This window comes from Streptomyces sp. NPDC107559 (assembly GCF_055657365.1).
Genome location: NZ_JBVKBD010000016.1, coordinates 80,367 through 105,814, shown reverse-complemented (window position 1 = coordinate 105,814; position 25,448 = coordinate 80,367). Strand labels below are relative to the sequence as shown.

23 protein-coding genes are annotated in these 25,448 nt (G+C 69.4%); 12 read left to right on the top strand and 11 right to left on the bottom strand.

Annotated features, from left to right (window positions below):
• Positions 1 to 63 precede the first annotated feature (63 nt).
• Positions 64 to 1,083, top strand: a complete 1,020-nt coding sequence (locus tag ACZ7OY_RS34380) for an NADPH:quinone reductase (RefSeq protein WP_471915096.1) — start codon at positions 64 to 66, stop codon at positions 1,081 to 1,083.
• Between the two features lie 128 nt (positions 1,084 to 1,211).
• On the opposite strand, the gene ACZ7OY_RS34375 is transcribed toward ACZ7OY_RS34380, so the two are convergent.
• The 3 genes from ACZ7OY_RS34375 to ACZ7OY_RS34365 form a co-directional block, all read right to left on the bottom strand.
• Positions 1,212 to 1,772: an HXXEE domain-containing protein gene (locus tag ACZ7OY_RS34375; protein WP_471915095.1), complete on the bottom strand. Its 561-nt coding sequence runs from the start codon at positions 1,770 to 1,772 to the stop codon at positions 1,212 to 1,214.
• Positions 1,773 to 2,324: 552 nt separating this feature from the next.
• Entirely contained in the window at positions 2,325 to 3,341 is a 1,017-nt protein-coding gene (locus ACZ7OY_RS34370) for an extracellular catalytic domain type 2 short-chain-length polyhydroxyalkanoate depolymerase (protein ID WP_471915094.1), read from the bottom strand.
• 206 nt (positions 3,342 to 3,547) lie between these two features.
• The gene (locus ACZ7OY_RS34365) at positions 3,548 to 5,086 is read right to left on the bottom strand and encodes a long-chain-fatty-acid--CoA ligase (protein ID WP_471915093.1); all 1,539 of its coding nucleotides are present in this window, start codon (positions 5,084 to 5,086) and stop codon (positions 3,548 to 3,550) included.
• A 170-nt stretch (positions 5,087 to 5,256) separates the two neighbouring features.
• On the opposite strand from ACZ7OY_RS34365, the gene ACZ7OY_RS34360 reads away from it, so the two are divergent.
• Positions 5,257 to 5,904 (top strand): TetR/AcrR family transcriptional regulator, encoded by a 648-nt coding sequence (locus ACZ7OY_RS34360; protein WP_471915092.1) that lies wholly within the window; start codon positions 5,257 to 5,259, stop codon positions 5,902 to 5,904.
• Between the two features lie 42 nt (positions 5,905 to 5,946).
• Positions 5,947 to 7,443: a carboxylesterase/lipase family protein gene (locus ACZ7OY_RS34355; protein WP_471915091.1), complete on the top strand. Its 1,497-nt coding sequence runs from the start codon at positions 5,947 to 5,949 to the stop codon at positions 7,441 to 7,443.
• 149 nt (positions 7,444 to 7,592) lie between these two features.
• Here the strand turns inward: ACZ7OY_RS34355 and ACZ7OY_RS34350 are convergent, their stop codons facing one another.
• Complete coding sequence (locus ACZ7OY_RS34350) at positions 7,593 to 8,417, bottom strand: crotonase/enoyl-CoA hydratase family protein (RefSeq protein WP_471915090.1); 825 nt, start codon at positions 8,415 to 8,417, stop codon at positions 7,593 to 7,595.
• 60 nt (positions 8,418 to 8,477) lie between these two features.
• Here ACZ7OY_RS34350 and ACZ7OY_RS34345 point away from each other — a divergent pair, with 60 nt between their 5' ends.
• Positions 8,478 to 9,434: a GlxA family transcriptional regulator gene (locus ACZ7OY_RS34345; protein ID WP_471915089.1), complete on the top strand. Its 957-nt coding sequence runs from the start codon at positions 8,478 to 8,480 to the stop codon at positions 9,432 to 9,434.
• Between the two features lie 127 nt (positions 9,435 to 9,561).
• Here the strand turns inward: ACZ7OY_RS34345 and ACZ7OY_RS34340 are convergent, their stop codons facing one another.
• On the bottom strand, positions 9,562 to 10,500 hold the full coding sequence (locus tag ACZ7OY_RS34340) for a LysR family transcriptional regulator (RefSeq protein ID WP_471915088.1): 939 nt from the start codon (positions 10,498 to 10,500) through the stop codon (positions 9,562 to 9,564).
• Positions 10,501 to 10,611: 111 nt separating this feature from the next.
• Here ACZ7OY_RS34340 and ACZ7OY_RS34335 point away from each other — a divergent pair, with 111 nt between their 5' ends.
• The 3 genes from ACZ7OY_RS34335 (at position 10,612) to ACZ7OY_RS34325 (ending at position 12,944) form a co-directional block, all read left to right on the top strand.
• Complete coding sequence (locus ACZ7OY_RS34335; protein ID WP_471915087.1) at positions 10,612 to 11,655, top strand: zinc-dependent alcohol dehydrogenase family protein; 1,044 nt, start codon at positions 10,612 to 10,614, stop codon at positions 11,653 to 11,655.
• Positions 11,656 to 11,675: 20 nt separating this feature from the next.
• Positions 11,676 to 12,356, top strand: coding sequence for an NAD(P)H-binding protein (locus tag ACZ7OY_RS34330; protein ID WP_471915086.1), 681 nt, complete (start codon positions 11,676 to 11,678; stop codon positions 12,354 to 12,356).
• 78 nt (positions 12,357 to 12,434) lie between these two features.
• Complete coding sequence (locus ACZ7OY_RS34325; RefSeq protein WP_471915085.1) at positions 12,435 to 12,944, top strand: hypothetical protein; 510 nt, start codon at positions 12,435 to 12,437, stop codon at positions 12,942 to 12,944.
• A gap of 217 nt (positions 12,945 to 13,161) precedes the next feature.
• Here the strand turns inward: ACZ7OY_RS34325 and ACZ7OY_RS34320 are convergent, their stop codons facing one another.
• Together ACZ7OY_RS34320 and ACZ7OY_RS34315 are read right to left on the bottom strand one after the other, a co-directional pair.
• Positions 13,162 to 13,770: a superoxide dismutase gene (locus ACZ7OY_RS34320; RefSeq protein ID WP_471915084.1), complete on the bottom strand. Its 609-nt coding sequence runs from the start codon at positions 13,768 to 13,770 to the stop codon at positions 13,162 to 13,164.
• Between the two features lie 402 nt (positions 13,771 to 14,172).
• On the bottom strand, positions 14,173 to 14,877 hold the full coding sequence (locus ACZ7OY_RS34315) for an SDR family NAD(P)-dependent oxidoreductase (protein WP_471915083.1): 705 nt from the start codon (positions 14,875 to 14,877) through the stop codon (positions 14,173 to 14,175).
• 81 nt (positions 14,878 to 14,958) lie between these two features.
• Here ACZ7OY_RS34315 and ACZ7OY_RS34310 point away from each other — a divergent pair, with 81 nt between their 5' ends.
• Together ACZ7OY_RS34310 and ACZ7OY_RS34305 are read left to right on the top strand one after the other, a co-directional pair.
• Positions 14,959 to 15,318, top strand: a complete 360-nt coding sequence (locus tag ACZ7OY_RS34310) for a winged helix-turn-helix transcriptional regulator (RefSeq protein ID WP_384724822.1) — start codon at positions 14,959 to 14,961, stop codon at positions 15,316 to 15,318.
• Positions 15,319 to 15,529: 211 nt separating this feature from the next.
• A complete protein-coding gene (locus ACZ7OY_RS34305) occupies positions 15,530 to 16,015 on the top strand; it encodes a VOC family protein (RefSeq protein WP_471915082.1) in 486 nt (161 codons plus the stop codon).
• A 277-nt stretch (positions 16,016 to 16,292) separates the two neighbouring features.
• Here ACZ7OY_RS34305 and ACZ7OY_RS34300 read toward each other — a convergent pair whose 3' ends face one another.
• The 4 genes from ACZ7OY_RS34300 to ACZ7OY_RS34285 are packed head-to-tail and all read right to left on the bottom strand — an operon-like array spanning position 16,293 to position 21,753.
• Entirely contained in the window at positions 16,293 to 18,662 is a 2,370-nt protein-coding gene (locus ACZ7OY_RS34300; protein ID WP_471915081.1) for a beta-xylosidase/alpha-l-arabinosidase, read from the bottom strand.
• 7 nt (positions 18,663 to 18,669) lie between these two features.
• Positions 18,670 to 19,488, bottom strand: coding sequence for a carbohydrate ABC transporter permease (locus ACZ7OY_RS34295; protein ID WP_471915080.1), 819 nt, complete (start codon positions 19,486 to 19,488; stop codon positions 18,670 to 18,672).
• Positions 19,485 to 20,441: a carbohydrate ABC transporter permease gene (locus tag ACZ7OY_RS34290; protein WP_375980539.1), complete on the bottom strand. Its 957-nt coding sequence runs from the start codon at positions 20,439 to 20,441 to the stop codon at positions 19,485 to 19,487. Before ACZ7OY_RS34290 ends, ACZ7OY_RS34295 begins: the two co-directional genes overlap by 4 nt.
• A gap of 7 nt (positions 20,442 to 20,448) precedes the next feature.
• Positions 20,449 to 21,753, bottom strand: coding sequence for an ABC transporter substrate-binding protein (locus ACZ7OY_RS34285; protein WP_471915079.1), 1,305 nt, complete (start codon positions 21,751 to 21,753; stop codon positions 20,449 to 20,451).
• Positions 21,754 to 21,892: 139 nt separating this feature from the next.
• Between ACZ7OY_RS34285 and ACZ7OY_RS34280 the strand changes: the two genes are divergently transcribed.
• The 3 genes from ACZ7OY_RS34280 to ACZ7OY_RS34270 all read left to right on the top strand — a co-directional run bounded on the left by ACZ7OY_RS34280 (position 21,893) and on the right by ACZ7OY_RS34270 (position 25,324).
• A complete protein-coding gene (locus tag ACZ7OY_RS34280; RefSeq protein WP_471915078.1) occupies positions 21,893 to 22,915 on the top strand; it encodes a LacI family DNA-binding transcriptional regulator in 1,023 nt (340 codons plus the stop codon).
• Between the two features lie 646 nt (positions 22,916 to 23,561).
• A complete protein-coding gene (locus ACZ7OY_RS34275; protein WP_471915077.1) occupies positions 23,562 to 24,464 on the top strand; it encodes a hypothetical protein in 903 nt (300 codons plus the stop codon).
• A gap of 95 nt (positions 24,465 to 24,559) precedes the next feature.
• A complete protein-coding gene (locus ACZ7OY_RS34270; RefSeq protein WP_471915076.1) occupies positions 24,560 to 25,324 on the top strand; it encodes a YqjF family protein in 765 nt (254 codons plus the stop codon).
• The last annotated feature ends 124 nt before the right edge of the window (positions 25,325 to 25,448 follow it).

Genomic DNA, 25,448 nt, shown 5'->3' with positions numbered 1-25,448 from the left:
ACACCTGACGAACCGCCAGGCCACGCTGGCAAAGCCGGCGTTATCCGACACGAAGGACAGATCATGAAGGCCATCATCTACCGCGACAACGGCGCCCCCGACGTTCTCCGGTTAGTCGACCGTGACGTGCCCGAGCCCGGGCCCGGCGAGGTTCGTGTACGGGTCGCCGTGTCCGGCGTCAACCCGACCGACTGGCAGGCGCGCTCCGGTGCCGGCCACCCCAAGCACTTCCATGAGGTCACCCCGCACCTCGACGGCGCCGGCACGATCGACGCCGTCGGCGAGGGTGTCGACCACAGCCGGGTCGGCCAGCGCGTCTGGCTGTTCATGGCCGCCGCCGGGCGGCCCACCGGCACCGCCGCCGAATTCACCGTCGTACCCGCCGGACAGGCCGTGCCGCTGCCCGACGACACCGGCTTCGACATCGGCGCCTCACTCGGCGTCCCCGCGCTGACCGCGCACCGCGCCCTCACCGTCGCCGAGGACGGGCCGCGTCGGCTGGGGCCCGGGGCACTCGACGGGAAGGTGGTGCTCGCCGCGGGCGGGGCCGGAGCGGTCGGACACGCGGTGATCCAGCTCGCCCGCTGGGCCGGCGCCACCGTGATCAGCACGGTCAGCAGCCCGGAGAAGGCCCGCCTGGCCACCGCCGCCGGAGCCCACCACGTGATCGACTACCGCGAGGGCGACCCGGCCGCCGACATCCGCAAGATCACCCCGGACGGCGTCGACATCGTTGCCGAGGTGGCGCTCGGGGCGAACCTCGCCCTGGACCTTGCCGTACTGCGAACGCGCGGCACGATCTCGACCTACGCCAACGACGGCGGCGTGCCGGTCGAACTGGACGTACTCCAGAACATGGTGCTCAACGCGCGCTTCCAGTTCCTGATCCTCTACTTCGCCGGCCCCGAGGCACGCGACGCGGCCGCCCGGGACGTCGCCGCCGCAGTGCGCGACGGCGCGCTGCCGGTCGGCGAGGAGCACGGCCTGCCGCTGATCCGCTTTCCCCTCGACCGCACCGCCGACGCGCACCGAGCGGTCGAGAGCCGCGCGGTCGGCAAGGTCCTGGTGGACGTCACGGTCTGACGTCCAGTCGGCCACCGCGCACACGCCGCGACCACCCCCGGCAACCCGGCCTGCGGCGGCCGGGTGGGGGCGTCACCCCGGGGCCAGGTGAGGGCCGTGTTCACGTGCGATGAATCTCGTCCAGGCAATCAAGCCCGAGGTGGTTTGCGATTCCGGCCAACAGCCCGTGCCATCGCGTGCGTTGCGACCGTGGCAGCCGCGGCCAACGCAAGGCCCTGCACGACGTCGCGGGGACGGGCCGGGCGCAGCACCCCGGCCCGCCGCAGACGGCCGCGGGCCCAGAGTGTGAAGGGAATGACCACCATAGGAGAGGTGGCCGAGCCCGGTGTGTATCCGCGGACCACGGCGGCCTGGGCGAGATGCACCAGACCATGCAGCCCAAATCCGTTGAGGGCCCCCTGATAGAAGGCGGAGCGCCCACCGGTGCGGTACCCGTCGGCCGCCGCTGCGGCCACGACGACGGCCATCCCGGCAACGGCGGTCGCGAACTCGCGCTCGTCGATGGACTCCAGATGCCGCCATATCCGATCCGGTACCCGCGGAAACCGTCCCCGCAGCCCGGGCACCTGAGAACGCGCCCACCGCGGTACCAGAATCACTTCCTCCGCATCGTGCGCTGCCCACGCGGCGAGTAACCCGAATGTCACACCCGCACCGACGCCCCATTGCCCGCCCTCATGTCCCCGCATGGACGGACAGTCTCGCAGCACAGCCGGCTCCACGAACAAGACGCGAGCGACAAGCTACGACTTGGGCGAAATGGCCAAGTGGGGTTGTTCGGCGGCGCCTTGCACCAGCGGCTAGCGGGCCGCTCCCATCGCGCGGGCCGCTGCGGCGAGTTGGGCATCGGACAGGTCGAGCCCGACCACGGTGGCGCCCTCGGCGGCGGGTCGCTCAGTTCCACGAGGCTCGGATTGCTGGTGTAGAGCCGCCGGCTTCCCCCGGGCGGACGGCTCACGCCGTGTGTGTGCAGAGATCAGGGTCGGCGGCGGAGACGTAGGCGTCCTGGGCCGCTGGACGACACCGGCCGGGGCCGGCGGCGGGATTCGAACCCGCGTCACCCGCTTGATAGGCGAAGTATCCGCAGCCTGCGCACCTGCACGTCGAGGACCCTAGCGGACCGGGCTGGTGTCGGGCATCCGCGATTCCCCGGTGCCGAGGGCACCGGGGTGGCGTTCCCGGACGTGGGCGACCGGGGGCGGTGTCGCCAAGGTCGAACGCGCCGCCGTCGGTGGTGGGGCTCAGGCGCCCAGGGCGTGGACCATGTTGACGATGGCGGTCATCTGCGGTGCGCTCCGTACGGCGTAGTCGGATCCGGTGTAGCCGAACCAGTCCCAGCAGCCCTGCGGGTTGATCGGCCAGACGCTGGAGACGGCCTGCGGGTAGAGGACGACCAGGTTGTTGGTGTCGGCGTAGGTGTCGAGGTTCCCCTTCTCCGCAAAGGCCGTACCGAGGAGTTGCTGGGCGGACAGGCAGCCGTGCAGGGCCACCACCAGCTTGCAGGGAGCGCCGTTCGCGCAGGCCGGAGGGACGTAGAGCTGCCCGGTGGAGTCCATCGACAGGGCACGGGCCGAGCCGCCGGGAGCGTAGGCGTTCTGGTCGAAGTGCGTGAGGGTGCCCTCGGGGGTGCCGGTGTTGCGTGGATCGACCCCGCCGAGCCAGGTGGTGAGCATCTCGCGCTGCGGGTCGTTGTGACAGTCGTTCAGGAACGGCGGCAGGGTGAGGGCGCAGGGGACGACGCCGTCGGGGGTGGGCCACGAGTGTCCGGCCGGGTCCCAGTCGTGGTACGTGACGTCGGCGCCGAAGTGCCGGTAGAAGTCGACGCCGGCCCGGGAGACCAGCGGGTTGACCACCGGGTCGAGGTAGCCGTGGTACGTGTAGACCGGCTTGCCCCGCAGGTTCGCGACCGGGTCGATGCGGCCCTCGGACGCCCAGTCCTCGGCCTGCCGCTCCAGGTCGTCGACGCCCAGGCCGAGGTCGCAGGTGACGAACTTGATCACGTGCCCCTGACCGCAGTCGTACGGCCCGGCGGCGAAGACGCCGGCGCCGTCGAAGGTGGCGGAGTAGGCGACCTGGAGCTGGGTCGCCATGAAGCCGCCGGAGGAGACGCCGGTGACATAGGTGCCGGTGATGTTCAGATCCGGAAGGGTCGGCGTGGCCGCCCTGGCCGACACGGCCGGGCCGGCCGCCGCGAGGGTGAACGCGACCCCGAGGGCGGCGAGGGCCTGCGTCGCCCTGCGCAGGGAGCGGAATCTCATGGAGCACACTCCGTTGTGTGAGGAGGGGAGGACCGCCCGGGCGGACGGTCTCGTACGGAGGCACGGCGGCGACGGAACCGGAAGGTCCGTGCCGTCCGGCCCGGAACGCTTCGTGCCGGCCGGGCGGGACCCGGCCGAGGGCACAGGAGAGGGGGACGCGGACACGGGTGGACCGGTGAGCGCGGGCACCGCGCACGCCGCCCGGATCAGCCGGGCGCGTCGGCAGGGTCCGCCGACACCGTGATCGCGCGTTTGAGGATCTTGCCGGTCGGCCCCTTGGGCAGGTCGGCGATCCGGACGAGACGCGGGTACTTGTACGGGGCGACGCGGGCGCGGACGAAGTCGCGCAGCTCGTCGGGGCTGCTGACGGCGCCGCTTCGGAGGGTGACCACGGCGGCGATCTCTTCCCCGAGGGTGGGGTGCGGGACGCCGACCACGGCGGCTTCGGCGACCGCGGGGTGCTCGTAGAGAACCTCCTCGATCTCCCGGGGATAGACGTTGAAGCCGCCGCGGATGATCAGGTCCTTCTTCCGGTCGACGACCCGGAAGAGGCCGTCCGGGTCACGGACGCCGATGTCACCGGTGCGCAGCCAGCCGTCCACAATCGTCTCGGCGGTGGCCTCGGGGCGCCGCCAGTACCCCTTCATGACGTTGTGTCCGCAGACCGCGATCTCGCCCGGCTCGCCGTCCGGGAGCGGGCGGCCCCGGTCGTCCTGGATCCGCATCCGCACGCCCTCGATCGGGGTGCCGATGGTGCCGGGCCGGCGGGGGCCCTCCGGGTGGTTGAAGGAGGCGACCGGCGAGGTCTCCGAGAGGCCGTACCCCTCCAGGACGGTGCAGCCGAAGGCCGTCTCGAAGCCGCGCAGGACCTCGACCGGCAGGGCCGCGCCGCCTGAGATGCACAGACGCAGCGACGACGCGTCGGCCGTCCCCGGTCCGCCCCGGGCGAGCAGCGCGGCGTACATGGTCGGCACGCCGAGGAAGACCGTCACCCGGTCGCGCTCGATGAGCGCCGGCACCTCGGCGGGGTCGAACCGCGCCAGCAGGGTCAGACAGGCGCCCGCCGCGACGGCACAGTTCAGGCCGACGACCTGGCCGAAGGAGTGGAACAGCGGCAGCCCGCCGAAGATCACATCGTCCTCGTCGAGCCGCAGCAGGGTGCGGGCACAGACCTCGGTGTTGCGCATGAGGTTGGCGTGGGTGAGTGCGGCGCCCTTGGGGGTGCCGGTGGTGCCCGAGGTGTAGAGGATGACGGCCGTGTCCTCGCCGGCACGGTCCGCCACCTCGGTTACGGGCTCGTGCGTCGCCACCGGTTCGCGCAGGCCTGCGGGGCCCACCACCAGGTGCGGGGTACCGCAGTCCGCGGCCGCCGCACACCCTTCGGCCGCGTGGTCCTCCCAGGTCAGCAGCAGCGCCGCGCCCGAGTCGGCGAGACAGTGGCGGACCTCGCGCGCCTTGAGCAGCGGGTTCATCGGCACCACCACGGCACCGGCGCGCAGGATGGCGTAGTAGAGGACGGCGAAGGCCGGGACGTTCGGCACCATCAGCCCCACCCGGTCGCCGGGGCCCACGCCGTGGCCCCGCAGCACGGCCGCCGTCCGTGCCGAGCCGTCCTCCAGTTCGGCGTAGCTGAGGGTCTCCGTGCCCAGGCGCACGGCGATCCGGGCGGGGACGCGTGCCGCGCTCGCGGTCAGCAGGGTCGCGAGGTTCGCCGGCTCGGCAGGGCGGGTGGCGGGACGGCTCACGGGCGGGCTCCTCCGGGGATGGCGGCGGGCTGCCGGAGTGGACAGCACGGCCAGGCTTCCAACCAATCGATTGGTTGTTTCAGGAACGTTGCGAGACACCATCCGGCTTCTGGGTTACGGTGTCAACCAATCGATTGGTTGGAAATCTCGCCGAGTCCTCAGGAGCAGCCGTGGAACTTCCCGACTGGGAGCCCCGCCGGGTCGTCGCCATGGGGGTGGCTCTCCCCGAGGGCGTCACACCGCCGGGCACCCGGGGCAAGATCCTCGAGGCGGGGCTGGAACTGTTCGCCGAGTCCGGCTTCGCCGGCGCCTCGATCCGGCAGATCGCGGGCATCGTCGGCATCAACTCCGCCACCCTGTACGCGCACTACCCGTCCAAGGGGCACGTGCTGGCCGAGCTGGTGCGCATCGGCCACGAGGAGATGCGCACCCGGCTGACGGAAGCGGCCGACGGCACCCGTGACGACAGCGCCGCCCGGCAGCTGGCCGCCCTGGTCCGTGCTCATGTGCTGCTCCACACCGACTATCCGCTGCTTGCGGTGGTCACCAACAGCGAACTGCACGCCCTGTCACCCGAACTGGCCGCGCCTTCGCTCCGGTTGCGCGAGGAATGCCGCCGCCTGCTCGCCGACGTCCTCGAACGCGGCATGAAGAACGGCGAGTTCGAGCTCGACGACCCGCTGCTGGCGATCACCGCGATCGGCGGCCTCGGGGTGCAGGTCGCGCAGTGGTTCGGCCCCGCTCTCCAGCGCACCCGAGAACAGGTCGCCGAACAGTACGCGCACTTCGCCCTGCGCATCGTCAGCGCCGGACACTGAGCAAACCGGCTCCCCGTACCCCCTGTGCACGAAGGAGTGCCCATGCGACCGGTCCTCGCGACCCGCCACGGCCTGGTCCGCGGTGTCACCGGCCCTGCCGGGATCGCCGGCTTCAGGAACATCCCCTACGCGGCCGCTCCCACCGGGCCGCTGCGCTTCGCGCCGCCACGGCGGCCGGCCGCGTGGGACGGGATCCGTGACGCCGACGCGTACGGCCCCACCGCGCCTCAGGCACCGTACCCGCCGCCGATGGACCGCCTGCTCCCCGAGGCACTCGTCCCGGGCGACGACTTCCTCAACCTCAACGTGTGGACCCCGGAACCGGCCGGACGGCTGCCGGTCCTGGTCTGGCTCCACGGTGGGGCCTTCACCAACGGCTGCGGTTCGCTCACCGGCTACGACGGCACCGCGTTCGCCCGCGACGGCGTCGTCCTGGTCACCCTCAACTACCGTCTCGGCGTGGAGGGTTTCCTGCACCTCGGTCCCGGCGACCCCGCACCGGCCAACCTCGGTCTGCTGGACCAGATCGCCGCGCTCGAGTGGGTCCGCGACAACATCGCCTCCTTCGGCGGCGACCCCGACCGCGTCACCGTCTTCGGCCAGTCGGCCGGCGCCATGAGCATCGGCGCCCTGCTGGCCATGCCTGCGGCCAAGGGCCTCTTCCACCGCGCGGCGCTGCAGAGCGGAGCGGCCCATCACGCGCTCTCCCCCGAAAGCGCCGCCCTGGTCGCCGCCCGCCTCGCGGCGATCCTCGAGGTACCGCCGACCCGGCCCGCCCTCGCCACCGTGCCCGTCGACCGGCTGCTGGCCGCGCAGCTCCGGCTGCGCGGCGAGATCTCCGCCCGCCCCGACCCGGCCCTGTGGGGTGAAGCGGCACTCAACCTGATGCCCTTCGAACCGGTGGTCGACAACGACACCCTCCCCCACGCACCGCTGGACGCGATCGCCGCGGGCGCAGCGGCGGGTGTCGACGTCCTGGTGGGCTGCACCAGTGACGAGTTCCACCTGTTCACCGTGCCCTCCGGGCTGAGCGCCCTGGTGACCGACGAGCTCGTGGAACGCACCGCCGCCGCGTACGGCCTGCCGCCCGGCAGCGGCGTCGCCGCCTACCGCGCGGCCGCCCCCGGAGCGAGCCCCGGCGAGGTGTTCGCGGACATCGCCACCGACTGGTTCTACCGCCTGCCCGCGCTGCGCCTGGCAGAGGCCCAGGCACGCCACGGTGCTCGCGCCTTCGTCTACGAGTTCGCCTGGCCCTCCCCCGCCTTCGGCGGCACGCTGGGCGCGTGCCATGCGCTGGACGTCCCCTTCGTCTTCGACAACCTGGCCGACCCGGCCTTCGCACCCCTGCTCGGCGACCACCCGCCCCAGGCGATCGCCGACAGCATGCACGCCGCCTGGGTCTCCTTCGCGACCACCGGCGATCCCGGCTGGCCCGCCTACGGGGCTCCGCAGCGGACCGTCCGCCGCTTCGCGGCGACGGCGGCCACCGGTCATGACCCGCACAGCGGTCTTCGGACCCTGTGGGACGGTCTGCGCTGAGGGCGCGCGCCGTCCGCCTTCGCGCGGCCGGACTTCACGTCGTACGGGGTTGCGGATTTCGGAAGGGGCGTCCTGCTCGTGCTCGAAGGGCACGGTGTAGGTGCTGGCATCGTCTGCCACCTGGTATCGGAGGGGCTCGCCCAGGGCTGTCAGATGCCCTTGAAGACCGGGGGTCGGCGCTCGATGAGGGAGACGATGCCTTCCGTGGCATCAGCGGTCGCGAACAGCCGCGGCCCGACGTCGTTGCGCAGGCCGGCGCCGGATGCCTCGATGTGTGCAGCCAGTACGGTGCGTGCGTCGGCCAGGGTGGCCTGCACAGCGAGCGGGGCCTGGGCGGCGATGCGGCGGGCCAGCTCCAGGGCGCGACCCAGTTCCTGGCCTGCCGGCACCACTTCCTGCACGATGCCCATGCGCCAGGCTTCCTGGACATCGAACTGGTCGCCGGTGAGCAGGTAGCGCATGGCGTTGCCCCAGCCGACGCGGTGTGGCAGGCGTATCGTCGCTCCGCCGAGTGCCAGGATGCCGCGCGTGACCTCTTGCTGACCGAAGACCGTGTCGTCCGCTGCGATGCAGATCTCGCTGTTGAGGACGAGTTCCAGCCCCGCGGTGAAACAGCGGCCGTGGACGGCGGTGACGACGGGCTTGGTTGCGGGCTCCCGGTACAGACCCCATGGGTCACGTCCGCCCTCGGGGATGATGCTGTCGTCGCCGACGGCCAGTCTCGGTGCGAGGGAGGCCAGATCGAGTCCTCCGGTGAAATGCTTGCCGTTGCCGTGGATGACCGCGACGCGCAGGTCGGGGTCGTCCGAGAGCCGGGTGAGGGCATGGGACAGGTCCGTGATCATGTCTGCGTCGACGGCGTTGGCCTTGTCGGGCCGGTTGAGCGCGATGCGCAGGACGGGGCCGTCCTGCTCGACCAGTACCTTGGCGGAAGCGGTGTGCGAGCCGCCGTTTGTCTGCTGCGTGGGTGCCATGTGGTTCACCGTAGGAAGTGCGCTGGTGCCCGATGCGACATCGGCAGGGGAGTTTGCGACATGCAGATCGGTGTGGTGGCGCTCGACGGATGCTGGGACTCAGGGGTCACTTCCGTGCTCGATGTGCTGCGGACGGCCGATGCTGCCCGGCCGCGCGTCGATGCCACGATCCCCGCGCTGGAGTGCATGTTCGTGACCCCGACGGACGAACCGGTCCGCACGGCGGGTGGCCTGCTGATACCGGCGGGCCGCTTGATCGACAACTGTGTGGCCGCGGCAGATCTGGATCTTCTCCTCGTTCCCGCGCTGGCCGCGCAGAGTCCGGCGACCGTGGTCGACTTCCTGATGCGACCGGACGTCCGAGGGGTACGCGCGGCGCTGCGGCGCTGGGCGGACGGTGGCGGATCCCTTGCGGCGGCCTGCACGGGCACTTTTGTTCTCGCCGAGGCCGGACTGCTGGATCAGCGGCAGGCCACCACCACGTGGTGGCTGTCCGATCTTTTTCGGCATCGCTATCCGGCTGTGCGGCTGGACATGTCGCGGATGGTGGTGAGCGATGCCGGCGTCGTCACAGCGGGCGCGGCCTTCGCGCACATCGATCTGGCTCTCGGTATCGTCGCACGGGTCAGTCCCCGACTGGCTGCCGAGACAGCCGGCGCTCTGCTCATCGAGGAGCGTCCGACGCCGAGCACCGGGGCGATGTCCGACTATCTCGAGGGTCATGATCAGTTGACCAGCGACTTCGAGGCATGGGCGCGTGCGCATCTGCACAGTCCTGTCGGAGTGGCTGACGCGGCGCTGGCTCTCGGGGTCACCCGGCGCACTCTGGAGCGTCGTGTCCGGGACCGGCTGGGAACGTCCCCCTACGCTTTCATCCGGTCGCTGCGGGCGGAGCGGGCGGAACATCTTCGTGTCACAACGGCGATGCCGACCGCGGACATTGCCCGGCAGGTCGGCTACCAGGACGCCACCACGGTGCGTCGACTCCGGGGCGGCAGGCAGCAGTTCCCGAGATGATCAGGCCACCCGCCCGTCGGGGCGATTGATTTCGACAGCCTGTCCCGCGCAGCAGCGGCAACTGCCGTCGGCGGCCAGGTCGATCTCGGCGGCCGGTGTGCCCCGGGAGCACCTGAGGCTCACTGACTCACACCGTCATCCGTACTGCTCGGTCATCCGTACTGCTCGGCGCAAGGGACCTCAGTACATCGAGGCAGGCTCGGATCGCAGGTTCGTGGCCTGCCTCGATCCGGGTGACGATCTCGATCGTACGAGCGAGCGCGGGGTCGGCCACCGGCCGCGCGACAAGCGTGGGCGGGAGATGAACCGCGGCCATGCGAGGGAGGACGACAGGGTGGCCGCCGCTCGCTGCGAGGGCGATCATGGCGTTGAAGTCGGAGCAGGTGTGTTGTATCCGCGGGGTGAATCCCGCCGCCCGGCAGGCGTGGAGGACGGATGCGCCGCAGGCGGTGTCCGCGGGGGCCATGATCCACGGAGTGGGTGCGAGATCCCGCAATGCGATGGGAGATCCCTCCGCGGCGGCCGCGGGGTGATCACGCCGGACTACGGCGGTCAGCGGGTCGACATGCAACTGGTGGGTCTCGACGCCCAGGGGCACGGGATCAGCGAGGTTCGTGTAGCGGTAGACCAGCGCGAGGTCGACGCGCCGCTGGAGCAGCAGGCGCACGGCGAGCTCGGGTTCGGCCTCGGTGATGTGCAGGCTCAGCCCGGGGTGGGCGTCCTCCAGCGCCTGGCCGAGCGGGGCTGCCAGCGGGGCGAGGGCACTGGGGAAGGCGGCGAGGTGCAGTGGCCCGATCGGCTCCGTGGCATGGCTGCGCAGGTGGCGTTGCGCGCGCTCAAGAGCGTCGAGCACGTGCTCGGTGTCTTCGGCCAACCGGTGCCCGGCTGGCGTCAGGTAGATGGACCGGCCCGTGCGTTCCAGCAGGCGCGTGCGGGTCTCCTCCTCCAGGAGCCGGAGCTGCTGCGAGACGGCGGAGGGGGTGACACCGTGCAGGTCCGCCACAGCGGTCACGGTGCCGTGTGCGGCCAGATCACGCAGAAGGACCAGTCGTCGAACATCGAGCATTAGTTCAGCTTAAATGAATGGTGTACCTGATGTAGCTGGACAGAAACGACCTCGTGCGACGACGCTGGGCGGCCTGTCCCACCCCGTTCAGCAGCATCAGGAGTCCCCCGCATGCGCGCCACCGTGATCCATGGACCGAACGACATCCGCATCGAGGAGGTCCCGGACCCCCGGATCCAGCACCCTGCGGACGCTGTGGTGCGCGTGGTCAGCGCATGCATCTGCGGCAGCGACCTCTGGGCCTACCGCGGGGTGGCCTCGCGCGTGGCCGGGCAGCGCATCGGGCACGAGTTCCTCGGCGTCGTGGAGGAGGTCGGCTCTGCGGTCACCGGTTTTGCTCCAGGCGACTTCGTGGTCGCGCCCTTCGTCTGGTCGGACGGCACGTGCGACTACTGCCGGCAGGGTCTGCAGACCTCCTGCACGCACGGCGGGTTCTGGGGAGAGGTCGGATCCGACGGGGGCCAGGGGGAAGCGGTCCGTGTGCCCTACGCCGACGGGACCCTGGTCGCACTGCCCCAGGACGCCGTCACCGACGAGAAGCTCCACCCCGGTCTGCTGGCCCTCTCCGACGTGATGAGCACCGGACACCACGCCGCCGTCTCGGCGCGGGTCCGTCCCGGAGCCACGGTCGCCGTCGTGGGCGACGGAGCGGTCGGCCTGTGCGGCGTGCTCGCCGCCCGCCGTCTCGGCGCCGACCGGATCATCGCGCTCGGCCGCCACCGCACCCGCACGGACATCGCCCGCTCGTTCGGTGCCACCGACGTCGTCGCCGAGCGCGGCGAGGCCGCTGTCGAGGCGGTCCGGGAAATGACCGGCGGCCAGGGCGCACACGCCGTACTGGAAGCCGTCGGCACCGAGGAATCGATGCGTACCGCCATCTCCATCACGCGTGACGGCGGTGCCGTGGGCTATGTCGGCGTACCGCACGGCGGCAGCGCCGGCGCGGACATCGCTCAGATGTTCAACCGCAACATCACTCTGGCGGGTGGCGTCGCCCCGGCCCGCGCCTACATGTCCGAACTGCTCACCGACGTGCTGGCGGGCGTCATCGATCCCGCGCCGGTATTCGACCGCACCGTCGACCTCGACGGTGTGCCCGACGGTTACCGCGCCATGGACGACCGGTCGGCGCTGAAAGTGCGCATCACCTTCTGATTAGTCCAAAGGGGAGCTTCATGAAGATCGTCATTGCCGGCGGGCACGGCCGGATCGCCCGGCGTCTGGGCCGCCTGCTCACCGCCCGGGGAGACAGCGTCGTCGGGCTCATCCGCAACCCCGTCCACAGCAGTGAACTGTCGGACGACGGTATGCGGCCGATCGTCTGCGACCTGGAGGCGGCTACGTCCGACGACGTCGCTGCGGCCCTGGCCGGAGCCGATGCCGTGGTCTTCGCCGCCGGCGCAGGCCCGGGCAGCGGAGCCGCCCGGAAACACACCGTCGACCATCAGGCCGCCGTGCTTCTGGCCGAGGCCGCCTTGCAGGCAGGGATCCGGCGGTACGTCATGGTCTCCACCCGCGGCGCCGGCAGTCCGCCCCCAGCTCACGCCGACGAGGTCTGGGCCGCCTACGTGCACGCCAAGACCGCCGCCGACGACCACGTCATGGCACAGGACCTCGACTGGACCATCCTGCGCCCGGCAGCCCTCACCGACGATCCTGGCACCGGCACGGTGCGTCTCACCGCGGAGCGGAGCGTGGGCCAGGTCACCCGCGACGACGTCGCCGAGGTCCTGGCTGCCCTGCTCGCCACACCTGTCACCGCGGGGCTCGTCCTGGAACTTGCCCAAGGACCTGATCCCGTCGCCGAAGCGGTGGCCGGTGCAGCGAACAACCGCACGGGCGACCCCTGCCCATGACAGCCGACGCCGGCGGGGCAGTCCACTGCACAGTTCCACGTCCGCAAGAATCTGCCGCTCCATGCCACCATGCTGGGCATGGAAGCCTCTGACGCGACAGCCGCTGCCCGCCAGGTGCACCACCGGTGGCGTGTTCGGGAGGTACCCGACGGAGACTTCATCGTGTTCGCCGACGGCTCTCTGTCGGTGATGAACCTCGTACGTCTCTCCCCACCCGGACAGCCTGACAGCCTACGGGCGGAGCAGTGGCAGTGGATCGAGCACCTGCGAGCCACCGAGTGGAGTTCCAACAACTGGGCGGAAGTCGGCTCTGTGCTCTCCTCGCAGACTCGTGCCGGAAGCCGAGCCCTGGCAGGAGAGTCAGCCAATCACGGGAGTATCGGCTGGGTCGCCCTGACCCGGGACGATGACGAATGCACCTTGGAATGGGTCGCCATCTCCAACTGGTCCAATCCGTTCTCCGAGGTCACTCTGGACGAGACCACAGTGACCGCTGTCAGCACTGCAGGCCGTATCTGGACCTTCCCTCGAAGCGTCCCTCAGCAAGTGAAGATCGCCGAAGATCCGGCCTACCCGTGGTGTGGTTGATGCGCGCCGTCCTCTGGCGCTGCTTGGGGAATCGACGGCGCAGGGAAGAGACCCTTGCCGGCCACCTCTTGCTTGTTGTTGGCCAGTCTGCTGCTGACTGTGCTGACGCAGGCCCAGGTCGTGCCCCAGGAACTCCGCACAGCGGGTGCGAGGTTCGCGGTGAGCGGTCCGGGTGGAGTGCAGGCCCGGACCGCCCAGCGAAGTCGCCGGCCGCGGCTCAGGCGCCGGTTGCCGCGGAGTAACGGGCGGCGACGTCTTCCCAGTTGACCAGATCCCACAGCTTGGTGACGTAGTCCGGACGGACGTTCTTGTACTGCAAGTAGTAGGCGTGCTCCCAAGCGTCGAAGACCAGCAGCGGGGTGGCGCCCTGGCCGACGTTGCCGTGGTGGTCATAGACCTGTTCCACGATCAGCCGCTTGCCAAGGGGCTCCCAGGCGAGCACGCCCCAGCCGGAGCCCTGGACGGAAGCGGTCGCGACGGTGAGCTGCTTCTTGAATGCTTCGAAGCCTCCGAGATGTTCGCCGATGGCGTCGGCGAGGGCACCGTCGGGGCGGTCGCCGCCGTCGGGAGAGAGGTTCTGCCAGAAGATCGAGTGCAGGACGTGGCCGGAGAGGTTGAAGGCGAAGGTCTTCTCCAGCCCGACCAGCGAGGTCGGGGTGATCTGGTCCTTGTCCCGGATTTCGGCGATCTGCTCCAGGGTGTCGTTGGCTCCCTTCACGTAGGCGGCGTGGTGCTTGGCGTGGTGCAGTTCCAGGATCTGCCCGGTGATGGCCGGTTCCAGCGCGGCGTAGTCGTAGGGCAGGTCAGGAAGCGCGTAGGTGCCCATCTGGCACGTCCCCTTTCCGGGTGGGTGATCTTCCGGGCACAGCCTATGCTCTTATTGCGATGAACTTGCAACAACGAAGTAGGTGCATCAATATGGGTGGTGGCGGGGTCGGCCCGTCAGTCTCCGGTGTCAGAACGCCTTCCGTCCGTCGGCGTGTCCTTCCTGGAGAGTGATCGTCTTCTCACCCGGCGTCCGCCGGATCCGGCCGGCCCCGCTCGTTCGCGGCCTGACTCTGCCGGGAAGTCAGACAGCGCTCTGGTCCTGGTCGGGGAGGCGGTCGGCCGTCGGTCCGGAATGGAACGGCCACCCTCACACAGAGGACGCCGTCCACGCCGCCTGGCCGCCGAATGCATTCGAGCCCGCGGGCGCCGCCTCGCACGGCTTGACGAACGCCGTAACCGATCAGGCGGACTTGTGGCGGGCGCCGCCCTCGATGTGGATCGTCTCGCCGGAGACGAAGCCCGCACGCAGGAGCCACATCACCGTGTCCACGACGTCGCCGGCCTCACCGTGGCGTCCGACGAAGGTTCCGTCCGCGCTCTTGCTCAGCAAGGCGGTCTTCTTGTCACCGAGGCGATCCCATGCACCCGAGTCCACGACGCCGGGCGAGACGGCATTGACCCGTACCGGTGCCAGATCCGCCGCCAGGTGGCGCGCGGCGTACTCGACCGCACCGTTCGTGACGCCCTTGACGAGTGATCCCCGCCCAGGGCGCCAGCCGACCACACCGGAGAACAGCACCATCGACCCGGTCGGCCGCAGGACCGGCGCAAAGTGCTTGGCCACCAGCATCGGGCCGACCACCTTCGCCGTGAACGCGGCCAGCAGCCTGTCGCGGTCCAGCTCGGTCGCGCGAACATCGTGCGGCGCCGAACCGGTCGTCACGATGTGGTCGATTCCGTCCTTCAGCCGTTCCGCCGCGGCCGCGAGCGTCGACTCGTCCTGCAGATCGACCCGCACCGCCGTGGCACCGATCTCGCCGGCCAGCACGTCGGCCGCAGCCAGATCGCGGGCACCGACGACAACCTCGTACCCGTCCTTCGCCGCACGCCTCGCGACCGCCGCGCCCAACGCCCGCGCACCGCCGATGACAAGGATCCGTTCCATGTCTCTCGACTCCCTTCCGTTAGGATCGAGCACCACGGTATGGATTTGATACCGGTATCTTCAACGGAACCGGGAGCAGCGATGGGCAAGGCATACAACGTCATGGCGGCGACCTGCCCGAGCCGCACGGTGCTGCACCGAATCGGCGCCCGCTGGACCGTGTTCGTCGTCAACGCCCTCGACGACGGACCTCGCCGCTTCAGTGAACTGAAGGGGCATATCCGGGGCATCACCCCGAAGGTCCTGACCGAAACCCTGCGCTCCCTGGAAGCCGACGGTCTGGTCAGCCGCCACGCGTACGACGAGAACCCACCCCGCGTCGAATACGCCCTCACGCCCCTGGGCCGCTCTCTGCTCATCCCGCTCCGCGCCGTACGACTCTGGGCCGAGGAACACGTCCCTGACATCGAGGCGGCCCGATCCCGCCGACCAACGCTCTGACCCATGCGTCCACTGCCGGCATGAACCGGTCGCGGCCGTGCGGCGGGCCGAGCGCTCGAGTTGGCGAGCCGTGCCTTCCGATGGGCAGGACAGGGCTGCAGGCAGGCGGGGGCAGAGCCACACCGACGCTTGACCTCAACCAAACTTGAACTTCTAGGTTCCTTCCGGAGCCGCAGGAACCGACCAGCGGTGCCTTTCGAGGAGGTTCGCCGTGACCGAGCGCACAGCCCACATCGAGATCCCCGACCGCTATCACTATGCCGTGATCCCGCACATCATGGTCGACGACGCCGCCGCGGCGATCGACTTCTATCAGCGGGCGTTCGGCGCCCGTGAGGACTTCAGGATCGACGCTCCGGGCGGCGGAATTCTGCACGCCGAGATCACCGTCGGACGGTCGGCCCTGATGCTGGGCGACGCCGGCGTGGACGAGGCAGAGGCAGCCTCCTTCGCCGCACCGACCTCGCTCGGCGGAGGTACGTCCGTCACGCTGCACGTCTTCGTGCCGGACGTCGACAGCCTGGCGGAGCGTGCAGAAGCCGCCGGCGCTGAGATCCTCCAGCCTCCGAAGGACATGTTCCACGGTGACCGCACCGTCATTCTCAAGGACCCTTCGGGGCATATTTGGGTATTTCTGACCCACGTGGAGGACGTCTCGCAGGAGGAGCTTCGGCGCCGCCTGACCGCAGCCGGCTGACTGGACCCCGTGCGTGCGGTGATCCGGACCGAATTCCGAGCGCCGTACCTGACGGAACTCGCCGACTGAACCGCTCGATCAAGCCTGGGCTGCTTGCCGCCGGTAGCAGCCGGCCCGGGATCGGGCCTGGTGACGACGCCGCCAGTGGGACCATTTGAGGAGCGCGGGGTGGCTCCACAGCAATGCAGAGCCACCCCGTCAGGTGTCCTCCCGTCCAAACGTCTCCCGGACGCGATTCACTTCGTGCGCGTCCCCGCATGCTTGGTTCCAGCCCAGGTCATTCGTCGTCGGTGGATTTCTGGACGAAGGTGGCGTGGAATCGGCGTGTTTCATCCACGATGCGGCTTGGGCCGGTCAGGGTGACGGTGGCTGTCAGGCGAGCAGCTGTACTCGATGACGCCAGACGGAGCTCCAGGTCGCCTGGTTCGACGATGCGGTAGCCGTCATGGCCGGTGAAGGAGGCGATGTCGGCGGGAACGGTGATGTGAAGGCGACGGGTTTCGCCCGGTGCGAGGGGCACTCGGCTGTAGCCGATGAGGCGCTGTACCGGCTGGACGACGGAGGCGACCGGGTCGTGGAGGTAGAGCTGGACGACTTCGGTGCCGGGCCGTTCGCCTGTGTTGCGGATGGTGCAGGCGAGGGTGAACTCGTCTTCTGTTGAGGCCTGCTGAGTCTGAACCGTGAGATCGCTCCAGGCGAATGTCGTATAGCTGAGGCCGTGGCCGAATCCGAACGCGGGGGTCGGATCGATATTGGAGACATCGCTGGCCTGGGCCAGGCGGGCACCGAGGTATGTGGTCGGCTGGGCGCCGGGGCTCCGGGGCACGCTGACGGGCAGGCGTCCCGAGGGATCGGTGCGGCCGCTGAGTATGCCGGCGATCGCGCGGGTGCCTTCGGCTCCCGGGAAGAAGGACTGCACGATCGCTGCGGACTCCTCCACGGCACGGCCGAGGGCGTATGGCCGCCCTGCGAGCAGCACGGTGACGACCGGGCGGCCGGAGTCGAGGAGTGCGTCGAGGAGGTGCTGCTGGGCTCCGGGGAGGGTGAGTGACTCCGCGTCGCATCCTTCGCCGCTGGTGCCACGGCCGAACAGGCCGGCGCGGTCGCCGAGGACAGCGATGACGATGTCCGCGTTCCGGGCGGCATGTACTGCCTCGTCGATCCCGGAGAGGTCTCCGTCGTCGATGCCGGTGCCACGGGTGAGGGTGATGTCCGTGTCGGGGAAATCGGCCGTAAGGGTGTCGTGGAGGGTGGGCAGGTCTATCCCGATGGGGATGTCCGGGTGCTGGACGCCGACGTGCATGGGGAAGGAGTAGCAGCCGAGGACGGCTGTGGCCTCTGCCGCGTTGGGGCCGATCAGGGCGATGCGGCGTGGCGCTGCCAGCGGCAGCACACCGTCGTTGCTGAGGAGGACCACCGCCTTCTCGGCTATTTCGCGGGCCAGTTCGCGGTTGGAGGCAGGATCCAGGTCGACCTTGCCGCGCAGTGCGTCGGGGTCGTCGAGGTCGGCACCGCTCAGTGCGGCGGGCACTGGACTCCAGTCCGGGTCGAGCATGCCGAGCTGAGCCTTTTGGTGGAGGACCCGGCTCAGGGCGCCGTCGATGAGCGACTCCGGGATGCGGCCGTCCTTGACCGCCTCGACGAGTGGTTCGCCGAAGGTCTTGACGGTGGGCAGTTCGACGTCGACGCCCGCTGTGAGGGCCGTGTTTGCGGCGCCGGCCCAGTCCGCTGCGACGCCGTGCAGGGTTTTGAGGAACGCGATGCCGAAGTAGTCCGCTACGACCGTGCCGTCGAAGCCCCAGGTGTCCCGGAGCAGGTCGGTCAGCAGCCGCCTGTCAGCGGCGGCGGGTACGCCGTCGTTGTCGTTGTAGGCGTGCATGACGGAGCGGGCGCCGCCCTCGCGTATGGCCATCTCGAACGGGGGCAGCAGGATGTCGGCCCGTTCCCGGGGTCCGATCGCCGAGGGAGCGAGGTTGCGTCCTGCGCGGGAGGCGGAGTAGCCGACGAAGTGCTTGAGGGTGGCGACGATTCCTGCCGCCTCCAGTCCTTGCACGTACGCTGTGCCGATGGTGGCCACGAGGTACGGGTCCTCGCCGATCGTCTCCTCCACGCGGCCCCAGCGGGCGTCGCGCACCACGTCGAGGACTGGTGCGAGTCCCTGATGGATGCCGACCGAGCGCATGTCACGGCCGATGGTCGTGGCCATGCGCCGCACGATCTGAGGGTCGAATGTGGCACCCCAGGACAGCGGGACGGGGTAAGCGGTGGCTCCCCAGGCGGCAAAGCCGGCCAGGCATTCCTCGTGTGCGAGAGCGGGGATGCCGAAGCGGTTGGTCGAGACGATACGGGCCTGGGTGCGCTGAAGGGAAAGGGCCCCGAGCGCGGGGTCGACGGGCACGGTGCCGAAGGGCCGGGTCAGCTGTCCCAGTCCGGTGGGCATCAGCGCGTCGAGGTCGACAGGGTCCTCCATGTCGTGCTGGTGGGGAGCCACTTCGCCACCGTGGGCGGAGGCGCCGACCCACACGCCATAGAGCTGGGCCGTCTTCTCCTCCAGAGTCATCGCGTCCATCAGGGAGGCGACTCTGGCGGCTAGGGGACGGGCCGCATCGTTCCAGGGCGGGGTCTGGGGGGAGGTCTCTACGGCCACGGGGCGGTCACTTTCCTCCGACGCCCATCAGGCCCTGGACCAGGGCGCGACGGGCGAACAGGTAGACGAGCAGGACGGGCAGCATGGACAGCATCACGGCCCCGAGGAGGCCGGGGATGTCGATGCCGTGTTCGGTCTGGAAGTTGTACAGACCCAGCGTGATCACCTTGGTGGAGTCGGACTGGGTCAGCACGAGCGGGAAGAGGAAGCCGTTCCATGCCTGGAGCGCGGAGAACACGGTGATCGTGGACAGGCCCCCACGGGACAGTGGTACGACCAACTGGAAGAACATGCGCCGCGGAGTCGCACCGTCCACGGCCATGGCCTCGAACAGTTCGGGCGAGATGTCCCGCATGGCGCCACTGAGGATCAGCGCCGACATCGGCAGGCAGAACGCGGCTGTCGGCAGGATGACGCCGAGCAGGTTGTCGTACAGCCCTGCTTCGCTGATGAGGTAGAACATCGGGACGATGACGGCCTGGGCCGGAATGGCAAGGCCCAGCAGGAACAGGCGGAAGACCACAGAGGTCACTTTGCTGCGGCTGCGGACGATGGCGTACGAGAGCGGCGGCACCAGTACCAGCACCAGGCCTACCACGGCTGCCGTGACGACAATGGTGTTGACGAAGTATCGGCCGAAGCCTGAGTCGAAGGCGTTGAGGTAGTTGTCGAAGGTGAAGGTGTCAGGCACCGACACCGGGCCGTTCTGCGCGTAGTCGCCGCGGGTGCGCAGGGTCGCCGCGAGCATCACGTACAGGGGCAGGCCGACCAGGAACAGCCAGACGACGGAGCCGACGCCGGCCAGGTAGTTGGGACGGCGCCTCATGACACACCCTCCATGGAGCTGCGCATCTTGTCGTAGCCCGATACGCGGACGACGATGAGCGAGATGATGGTCGACGCGACGACCAGGGTGAGGGCGATGGCGGACCCGGTACCGAAATCGAAGCTCTTGAAGGCCTTTTCGTACATGTAGTAGGCGCTGATGGTGGTGTCGGTGCCGGGGCCTCCCTGCGTGAGGATGAGGACCGTCTCGAACGTGGTCAGACCGCCGACCGTCATCAGGATCATCGAGGTGATCATCGCGTTGCGCAGTTGCGGCAGCGTGATGTGGAAGAACTGCCGGTAGCGGCCTGCTCCGTCGATCTCTGCGGCCTGGTAGAGCACCTGTGGGACGGCTCGGGCAGCACCTTGGTAGATCAGAGTGTGGAAGGGAGTGAACTGCCAGGTGCTCACGAACGCCAGCACCCCGATGGCCGTGGTCTGCTCGCCGAACAGGTTGCCGTCACCGAAGAGCCAGGTGGCATCGGCTGGGATGCCGAAGTTGGGGTCGAGCAGCGCTCGCCACAGGACGGAAACCGCGGTGGCCGACAGCAGCAGCGGGACGAAGTAGATGGCGGACAGCACGGCTCGGTTGCGCTGGTAGCCGGCAGCCCAGACCCCCAGGACGATGCTGAGCGGCGTCTGTATGAGGATGCCGAGTGCCGTCAGGAGCAGGGTCACCCAGATGCTCTTGAGCATCACAGGGTCGTCCAGAAGCCGTGACCAGTTGTCCGTGCCGACGAATTGAGGCGATCCGAGCCCGTTCCAGCTCATGAAGGACAGCACCGCAACCATGACCAGGGGAACGATTGCGAAGACAGCGAAGAACAAGGTGGCGGGCAGGGCCCAGGTGAAGCCGGGTCTTCCCACGTTTGCTGCGGACGAGCCGGCCGGCCGCCGCCGGGCCTCCTTGCGAGACCTGGCGGCGGGCTGGGTGCTCGTGATCTGTGTCGTCATGAGCCGTTCATTCGTTCGGAAGTGCTTGCATGGCCTTGATGAAGCCGTCCGCGTCCATCTGACCGTTGAAGAACTGCTGCACGGCCTGCTGGATCGGGGTGCCGGCCGACGGCGGGTACGCCTGGTCCCAGGACAGCTGGAACGCGGGGGCCTTTGCGACCAGGTCGTACTGGAAGCGCGAGTAGTCGGGATTGGCCGAGGAGTCCAGGAAGGACGAGGTGTTCGTGGTCGTCGGCAGGTTGCCGATGGCCAGCTGCGCCTTCACGAACTCATCCGAGTACATGAGCTTCAGGAACTCGGCGACGGCTTCGGGGTGCTTGGTCTTCTTCAGCACCGAGTAGAAGTTGTTGGTGTTCCCGACGACGTTCGCAGCGTCGCCCTTGCCGCCGGAAATGGCCGGGAATGTGGTGTAGCCGAGGTCCTTCTCCGCGAAGTCCTTGGCGTCCGTCTGCTGCTGGGCGTAGTACCACGAGCCCATGAGCTCGAAGCCGGCCTTGCCGGAGGCCAGCAGTGCCGGTGAGGCCCCGTTGGTGTACTTCACCGAGTCGTAGTTCTTCCCGAAGGCGCCGGCGTCCACGAGGTCCCTGAGCATGCTCAGTGCCTTCTTGCTGTCGGCGCTCTCCCACACCGACTTGTCGCCCTGGATGGCCTTCTCGAACAGGCCCGGTCCTGCGACGCGGTCGTAGAGGTACTCGAACCACATGAGGGTCGGCCATCTGTCACCGCCGCCCAGGGCGATGGGCGTGACGCCTTCGGCCTTGAGCTTCTTGACCGCGGCGAGCAGTTCGTCCCAGGTCTGGGGCGGCTTGATTCCCGCCTGGTCGAGAACCTTCTTGTTGTGGAACAGCAGGACGGGCTGGGTGCCACGCATCGGCACGCCGTAGGGCTTGCCGTCGACCACTGCGCTGTTGAAGACCGAGGGGAGGAACTTGTTGTCCAGATCCGGGTTCTTCTTGATGAAATCGTCCAGCGGCAGCAACAGGTCGGCCTTGACGAACGGCTGGATGCTGCCGCCGCCCCAGTTGAAGAAGATGTCCGGCGCCTGCGGGGTGTTGATGATCGTCTGGAGCTTCTGCTGATAGTCGGCACCGGGGATGGTGTCGAGGACAGCCTTGACGTCGGACGTCTTGTTGAACGTGCTGACTATCTGCTTCTCAACCTTGTTGCTGGCGTCCCCGTAGACCAGAACATGGATCTTGCCGTCGTCCGACGACGCCTGGCCGTTGCCGGCGCCGCAGGCGGACAGGGGCAACGCCAGGGCAAGCGTCGCACCGGCGGCGACCAGTCTGGGCAAGCGTGCGCGTGTCTTCATCGTTCGCCTTTCGAAAGTTTCGGCCTCATTACCGAAATTCTCTGCGGTGGGGACACTAGGACAGGCCCGAGACTCGGTCAACAGTCATGCATGCACGCGTCTGAACCGTTACCGATGTCGGTGCCTATACCCTGCACACATGGGCAATGACGACGAGACGAACGGCCGGGTGACCCTGGCTGAGGTGGCGAAACTTGCGAGCGTCTCGCTTCCGACAGTTTCGAAGGTCCTCAACGGCCGTACCGACGTGTCCCGTGCGACCCGGGCCAAGGTCGAGCGGCTGCTGGAGGTCCACGGCTACCGCCGCCGCCCCCGGACGGCACCGTGGCCCGGGCTTGTTGAACTCGTGTTCCACGAGCTGGACAGCATCTGGGCGATGGAGCTGGTCAAGGGGGTGGAGCAGGTCGCGAGGGAGAACCATGCGACGGTGGTGCTCACCGTGAGCGGCACACGGCATACGCCTGGGCCGGAATGGCTCGAAGGAGTGCTGCAAAGACGGCCGCTGGGCGTCGTCCTGGTCTTCTCCACGCTTCCGCAGGACGTCAAACGGCAGCTCAGGTCAGCGGCCATTCCCTTCGTGGTCGTCGACCCCGCAGGCGACCCCGACCCCGATGTGCCGTCGGTGGGCTCGGCGAACTGGGCCGGCGGTCTTGCGGCCACCCGGCATCTCACGGCACTGAACCACGAGCGGGTCGCGATCATCACCGGACCCAAGGACATGCTGTGCTCACGCGCCCGCCTGGACGGCTATCGCTCCGCCCTGGCGATGGCGGCCCTGGACGTGGACCCGCGGCTGATACGGTTCGGCGATTTCCATGTGCAGGGCGGCTTCGAGCACGCGATGAGCCTGCTGGACGAACAGGACCGGCCGACGGCGATCTTCGCGGGCAGCGATCTCCAGGCGCTCGGCGTGCTCGAGGCGGCGCGACTCAAAGGGCTGCGCGTACCGCAAGACCTGTCCGTGGTCGGCTACGACGACGTACCGCTCGCGCAGTGGTCGAGCCCGCCGCTGACCACGGTGCACCAGCCACTTCGCCAGATGGCCGAGGAGGCGTCGCGCATGCTGTTCAACCAGGACGAACCCGGTAAGGGTGCCCAGCGCATCGAGCTGGCCACGCATCTGGTGGAGCGACAGAGCACGGCCCCGCCCGGCAAGTCGTGAGGACCCCGACCCCGACCCCGCCCCGCCCCGCCAGCAGCGCCGAGCTGGGCGAGCTGGGCGAGCTGGGCGAGCTGGGCGAGCTGGGCGAGCTGGGCGAGCTGGGCGAGCTGGGCGAGCTGGGCGAGCTGGGCGAGCTGCCACAGGGAGCGGTTTTGAGCGGCGTACTCCGCCGGTCCCCCGCGTCGGCAGCCGGGCTCGCGACCAGGGGCAGCAGGACCAGGAAGGACGTCATCGCATCGGTCATGACATATTGCGGGGCCTTCACTCACACTCCTCGGCCGGGACAGCACGGAAGGTGACCAAAAGCCGGGCAGGGCTTCACTCACCGTGTACGGTTCGAATGTTTCGATACTTTTCTCGCAACGCGTGATGCGCCATCGTATTGTCCGCTCACGCAAGGGCCAACCCTGGGCGCAATCAGCACAGTTGACAGGCCTGCAACCCGCATCGCATCAGTCGGTCAGCGCGGCAGTGCCGGCGACCACCTGCCCGGCGGGGCATCCATGCGGCCATTCCCGGTTCCGGCAGATCGACACCGTCTGCGGCGCGGCGGTCGGGCATGTCCGGTCCAGCGCCGCTGTGCCGGGCCGAGGAGGAGGTCCTCGAGCCGGTGGCCGAACGCGCCGCCACCACGGATCCTGAACTCATGTCCGATGCAGCATCCCGAGCCGAGCGGCGGATCGCGCTGGTCCGGGACGATGTGGCCGCACGCCTGGCGCTGGCGCAGGATTTCTACGCACAGGCCTGCGAGCCCCTGCGCCGATACGGTCACGCCGAGCTGAGCTTTCTGCGATGGTCGGCCGCACGCGGAGTGCTCGCCGCAGAGTCCGGTGCGCGTCCGGGCAGCGCATGGTGGCGTGCCGTGAACGAGGGGCTTCTCAGGGACAAGGTGGAGGCGCGTCTGCTGTGCGCCGGTGCCCCTGGGGAGGCAAGCGCCAGAAGCGTCGAGTACTGGGTGGACTGCATCCGCAGGCCGTCGCCCGCCGCCTGGTACCGCGCCCACAACGCCAGCATCGTCGCCGGCTACCTGCGCCACGAGAACCTGGCCGCGCCGGAAGCACAGGTGGAGCGGTTCATGATGAACGTCGCCCTGCTGCGCGTCCTGTTCACCCACGCCATGCTGGTGCGACCGCGGCTCATGCTGGGGTGGCTGGCCCCGTTCGGGCCACGGCTGGTCGACCCCCGCTACGCGACCGTGAAGTGGTTCCTCGACCTCGGCCGGTCCTTCCCGCCGGTGTACCCCGTCGCGTTGCCCACCGAGGACACCATCCTCGACGAACACGCCCTCGCCCGGATGCTCGACTACGGCGTGATCGCCCCCAGACTGCCGGCGCTGTACGCACTCTCGGCCGCGACGCTCGAAGAGCCCCGCCTGATGACTCTCCTGGACGCAGGCGTGCCGGCGTACGTCTGGACCAGGGCGGAACGCCCGCTCTGGTACGTCGGCAACACGGGCGCCCATCTGCGCCTCATCGCCCGCATGACCGGCGTACACCTTCGGTGGCCCCCCTCACCCGCCGGCCGCCGCAATGTCCCGCTGTACGGCTGAAGCCCACTGCCCCGGTCGCCGGCCGCCGTGGCCGCGGCGGCCGTCACCGCCCCGGACACACCCGTCCCCCGCAAGCGATCTGGCACTCTGGTGAGGTGCACCCCACGCCCATCACGCCCGAGGCGCCGGACGCAGTGCTCAGTCCGCTCCTCACCCAGCAGTGGCTCGACCTCACCTTCATCCACTGGGCCGTCGACCCCGCAGACGTCGCCCCGCTGCTGCCGCACGGGCTCACCGCGGACACGTACGACGGGGTCACCTACGTCGGTCTGGTCGCCTTCCGGATGGAGAAGGTGGGCTGGCTACGGCTGCCCGGGGTGCCGTATTTCGGCTCCTTCCCTGAGACCAACGTGCGCCTCTACTCGGTCGACGCGCATGGCCGCCGCGGGGTCGTCTTCCGGTCCATGGACGCCTCCCGGCTCGTGCCGGTGCTCCTGGGACGCCTCGGCTTCCGGCTCCCCTACCTGTGGTCCCGCATGGACGTACGAGCGGACGGCGACACCGTCACGTACCGCAGTGACCGGCTCCGCCCCGGAACCTCCCGGGCACGCAGCCGGATCGTCGTCACGGTCGGCCACCCCATTCCGGAGCCGACGGAGCTGGAGCATTTCCTCACCGCCCGCTGGGGCATGCACAACACCTTCGCCGGCGGTACCGGCTACCTGGCCAACGACCATCCGCGCTGGCCGCTCCACCGCGCGCAGCTGCTGGACTGCGAGGAGAACCTCCTCGCGGCGGCCGGACTCCCGGCTCTCGGCGGGCCGCCGGTCAGCGTCCTGTACTCGCCCGGAGTCCCGGTACGCCTCGGCAAGCCCACCGGCCTGCCACCCCGCAGCCATGTCCCGCCGAGGCAGCCCTGACCCCGGCCGGAGTCCCGTACGGGGACGGGCGGTCGGCGTGGTCACGGCCGCCGGCCCTGGAGACCCTCACCTGAAATGCCGATGCGGCGCACCGGACCGGGCAGCGTGGCCCGTTCGCCTTCTC

Bases quoted from the DNA above. Each gene is read 5' to 3' on its own strand.
- ACZ7OY_RS34335 (WP_471915087.1), top strand. From the start codon at position 10,612: ATGCGCGCCACCGTGATCCATGGACCGAACGACATCCGCATCGAGGAG.
- ACZ7OY_RS34375 (WP_471915095.1), bottom strand. From the start codon at position 1,772: ATGCGGGGACATGAGGGCGGGCAATGGGGCGTCGGTGCGGGTGTGACA.
- ACZ7OY_RS34350 (WP_471915090.1), bottom strand. From the start codon at position 8,417: ATGGCACCCACGCAGCAGACAAACGGCGGCTCGCACACCGCTTCCGCC.
- ACZ7OY_RS34325 (WP_471915085.1), top strand. From the start codon at position 12,435: ATGGAAGCCTCTGACGCGACAGCCGCTGCCCGCCAGGTGCACCACCGG.
- ACZ7OY_RS34340 (WP_471915088.1), bottom strand. From the start codon at position 10,500: ATGCTCGATGTTCGACGACTGGTCCTTCTGCGTGATCTGGCCGCACAC.
- ACZ7OY_RS34320 (WP_471915084.1), bottom strand. From the start codon at position 13,770: ATGGGCACCTACGCGCTTCCTGACCTGCCCTACGACTACGCCGCGCTG.
- ACZ7OY_RS34280 (WP_471915078.1), top strand. From the start codon at position 21,893: ATGGGCAATGACGACGAGACGAACGGCCGGGTGACCCTGGCTGAGGTG.
- ACZ7OY_RS34355 (WP_471915091.1), top strand. From the start codon at position 5,947: ATGCGACCGGTCCTCGCGACCCGCCACGGCCTGGTCCGCGGTGTCACC.
- ACZ7OY_RS34290 (WP_375980539.1), bottom strand. From the start codon at position 20,441: ATGACGACACAGATCACGAGCACCCAGCCCGCCGCCAGGTCTCGCAAG.
- ACZ7OY_RS34380 (WP_471915096.1), top strand. From the start codon at position 64: ATGAAGGCCATCATCTACCGCGACAACGGCGCCCCCGACGTTCTCCGG.
- ACZ7OY_RS34310 (WP_384724822.1), top strand. From the start codon at position 14,959: ATGGGCAAGGCATACAACGTCATGGCGGCGACCTGCCCGAGCCGCACG.
- ACZ7OY_RS34345 (WP_471915089.1), top strand. From the start codon at position 8,478: ATGCAGATCGGTGTGGTGGCGCTCGACGGATGCTGGGACTCAGGGGTC.
- ACZ7OY_RS34295 (WP_471915080.1), bottom strand. From the start codon at position 19,488: ATGAGGCGCCGTCCCAACTACCTGGCCGGCGTCGGCTCCGTCGTCTGG.
- ACZ7OY_RS34330 (WP_471915086.1), top strand. From the start codon at position 11,676: ATGAAGATCGTCATTGCCGGCGGGCACGGCCGGATCGCCCGGCGTCTG.
- ACZ7OY_RS34315 (WP_471915083.1), bottom strand. From the start codon at position 14,877: ATGGAACGGATCCTTGTCATCGGCGGTGCGCGGGCGTTGGGCGCGGCG.
- ACZ7OY_RS34285 (WP_471915079.1), bottom strand. From the start codon at position 21,753: ATGAAGACACGCGCACGCTTGCCCAGACTGGTCGCCGCCGGTGCGACG.
- ACZ7OY_RS34370 (WP_471915094.1), bottom strand. From the start codon at position 3,341: ATGAGATTCCGCTCCCTGCGCAGGGCGACGCAGGCCCTCGCCGCCCTC.
- ACZ7OY_RS34275 (WP_471915077.1), top strand. From the start codon at position 23,562: ATGTCCGATGCAGCATCCCGAGCCGAGCGGCGGATCGCGCTGGTCCGG.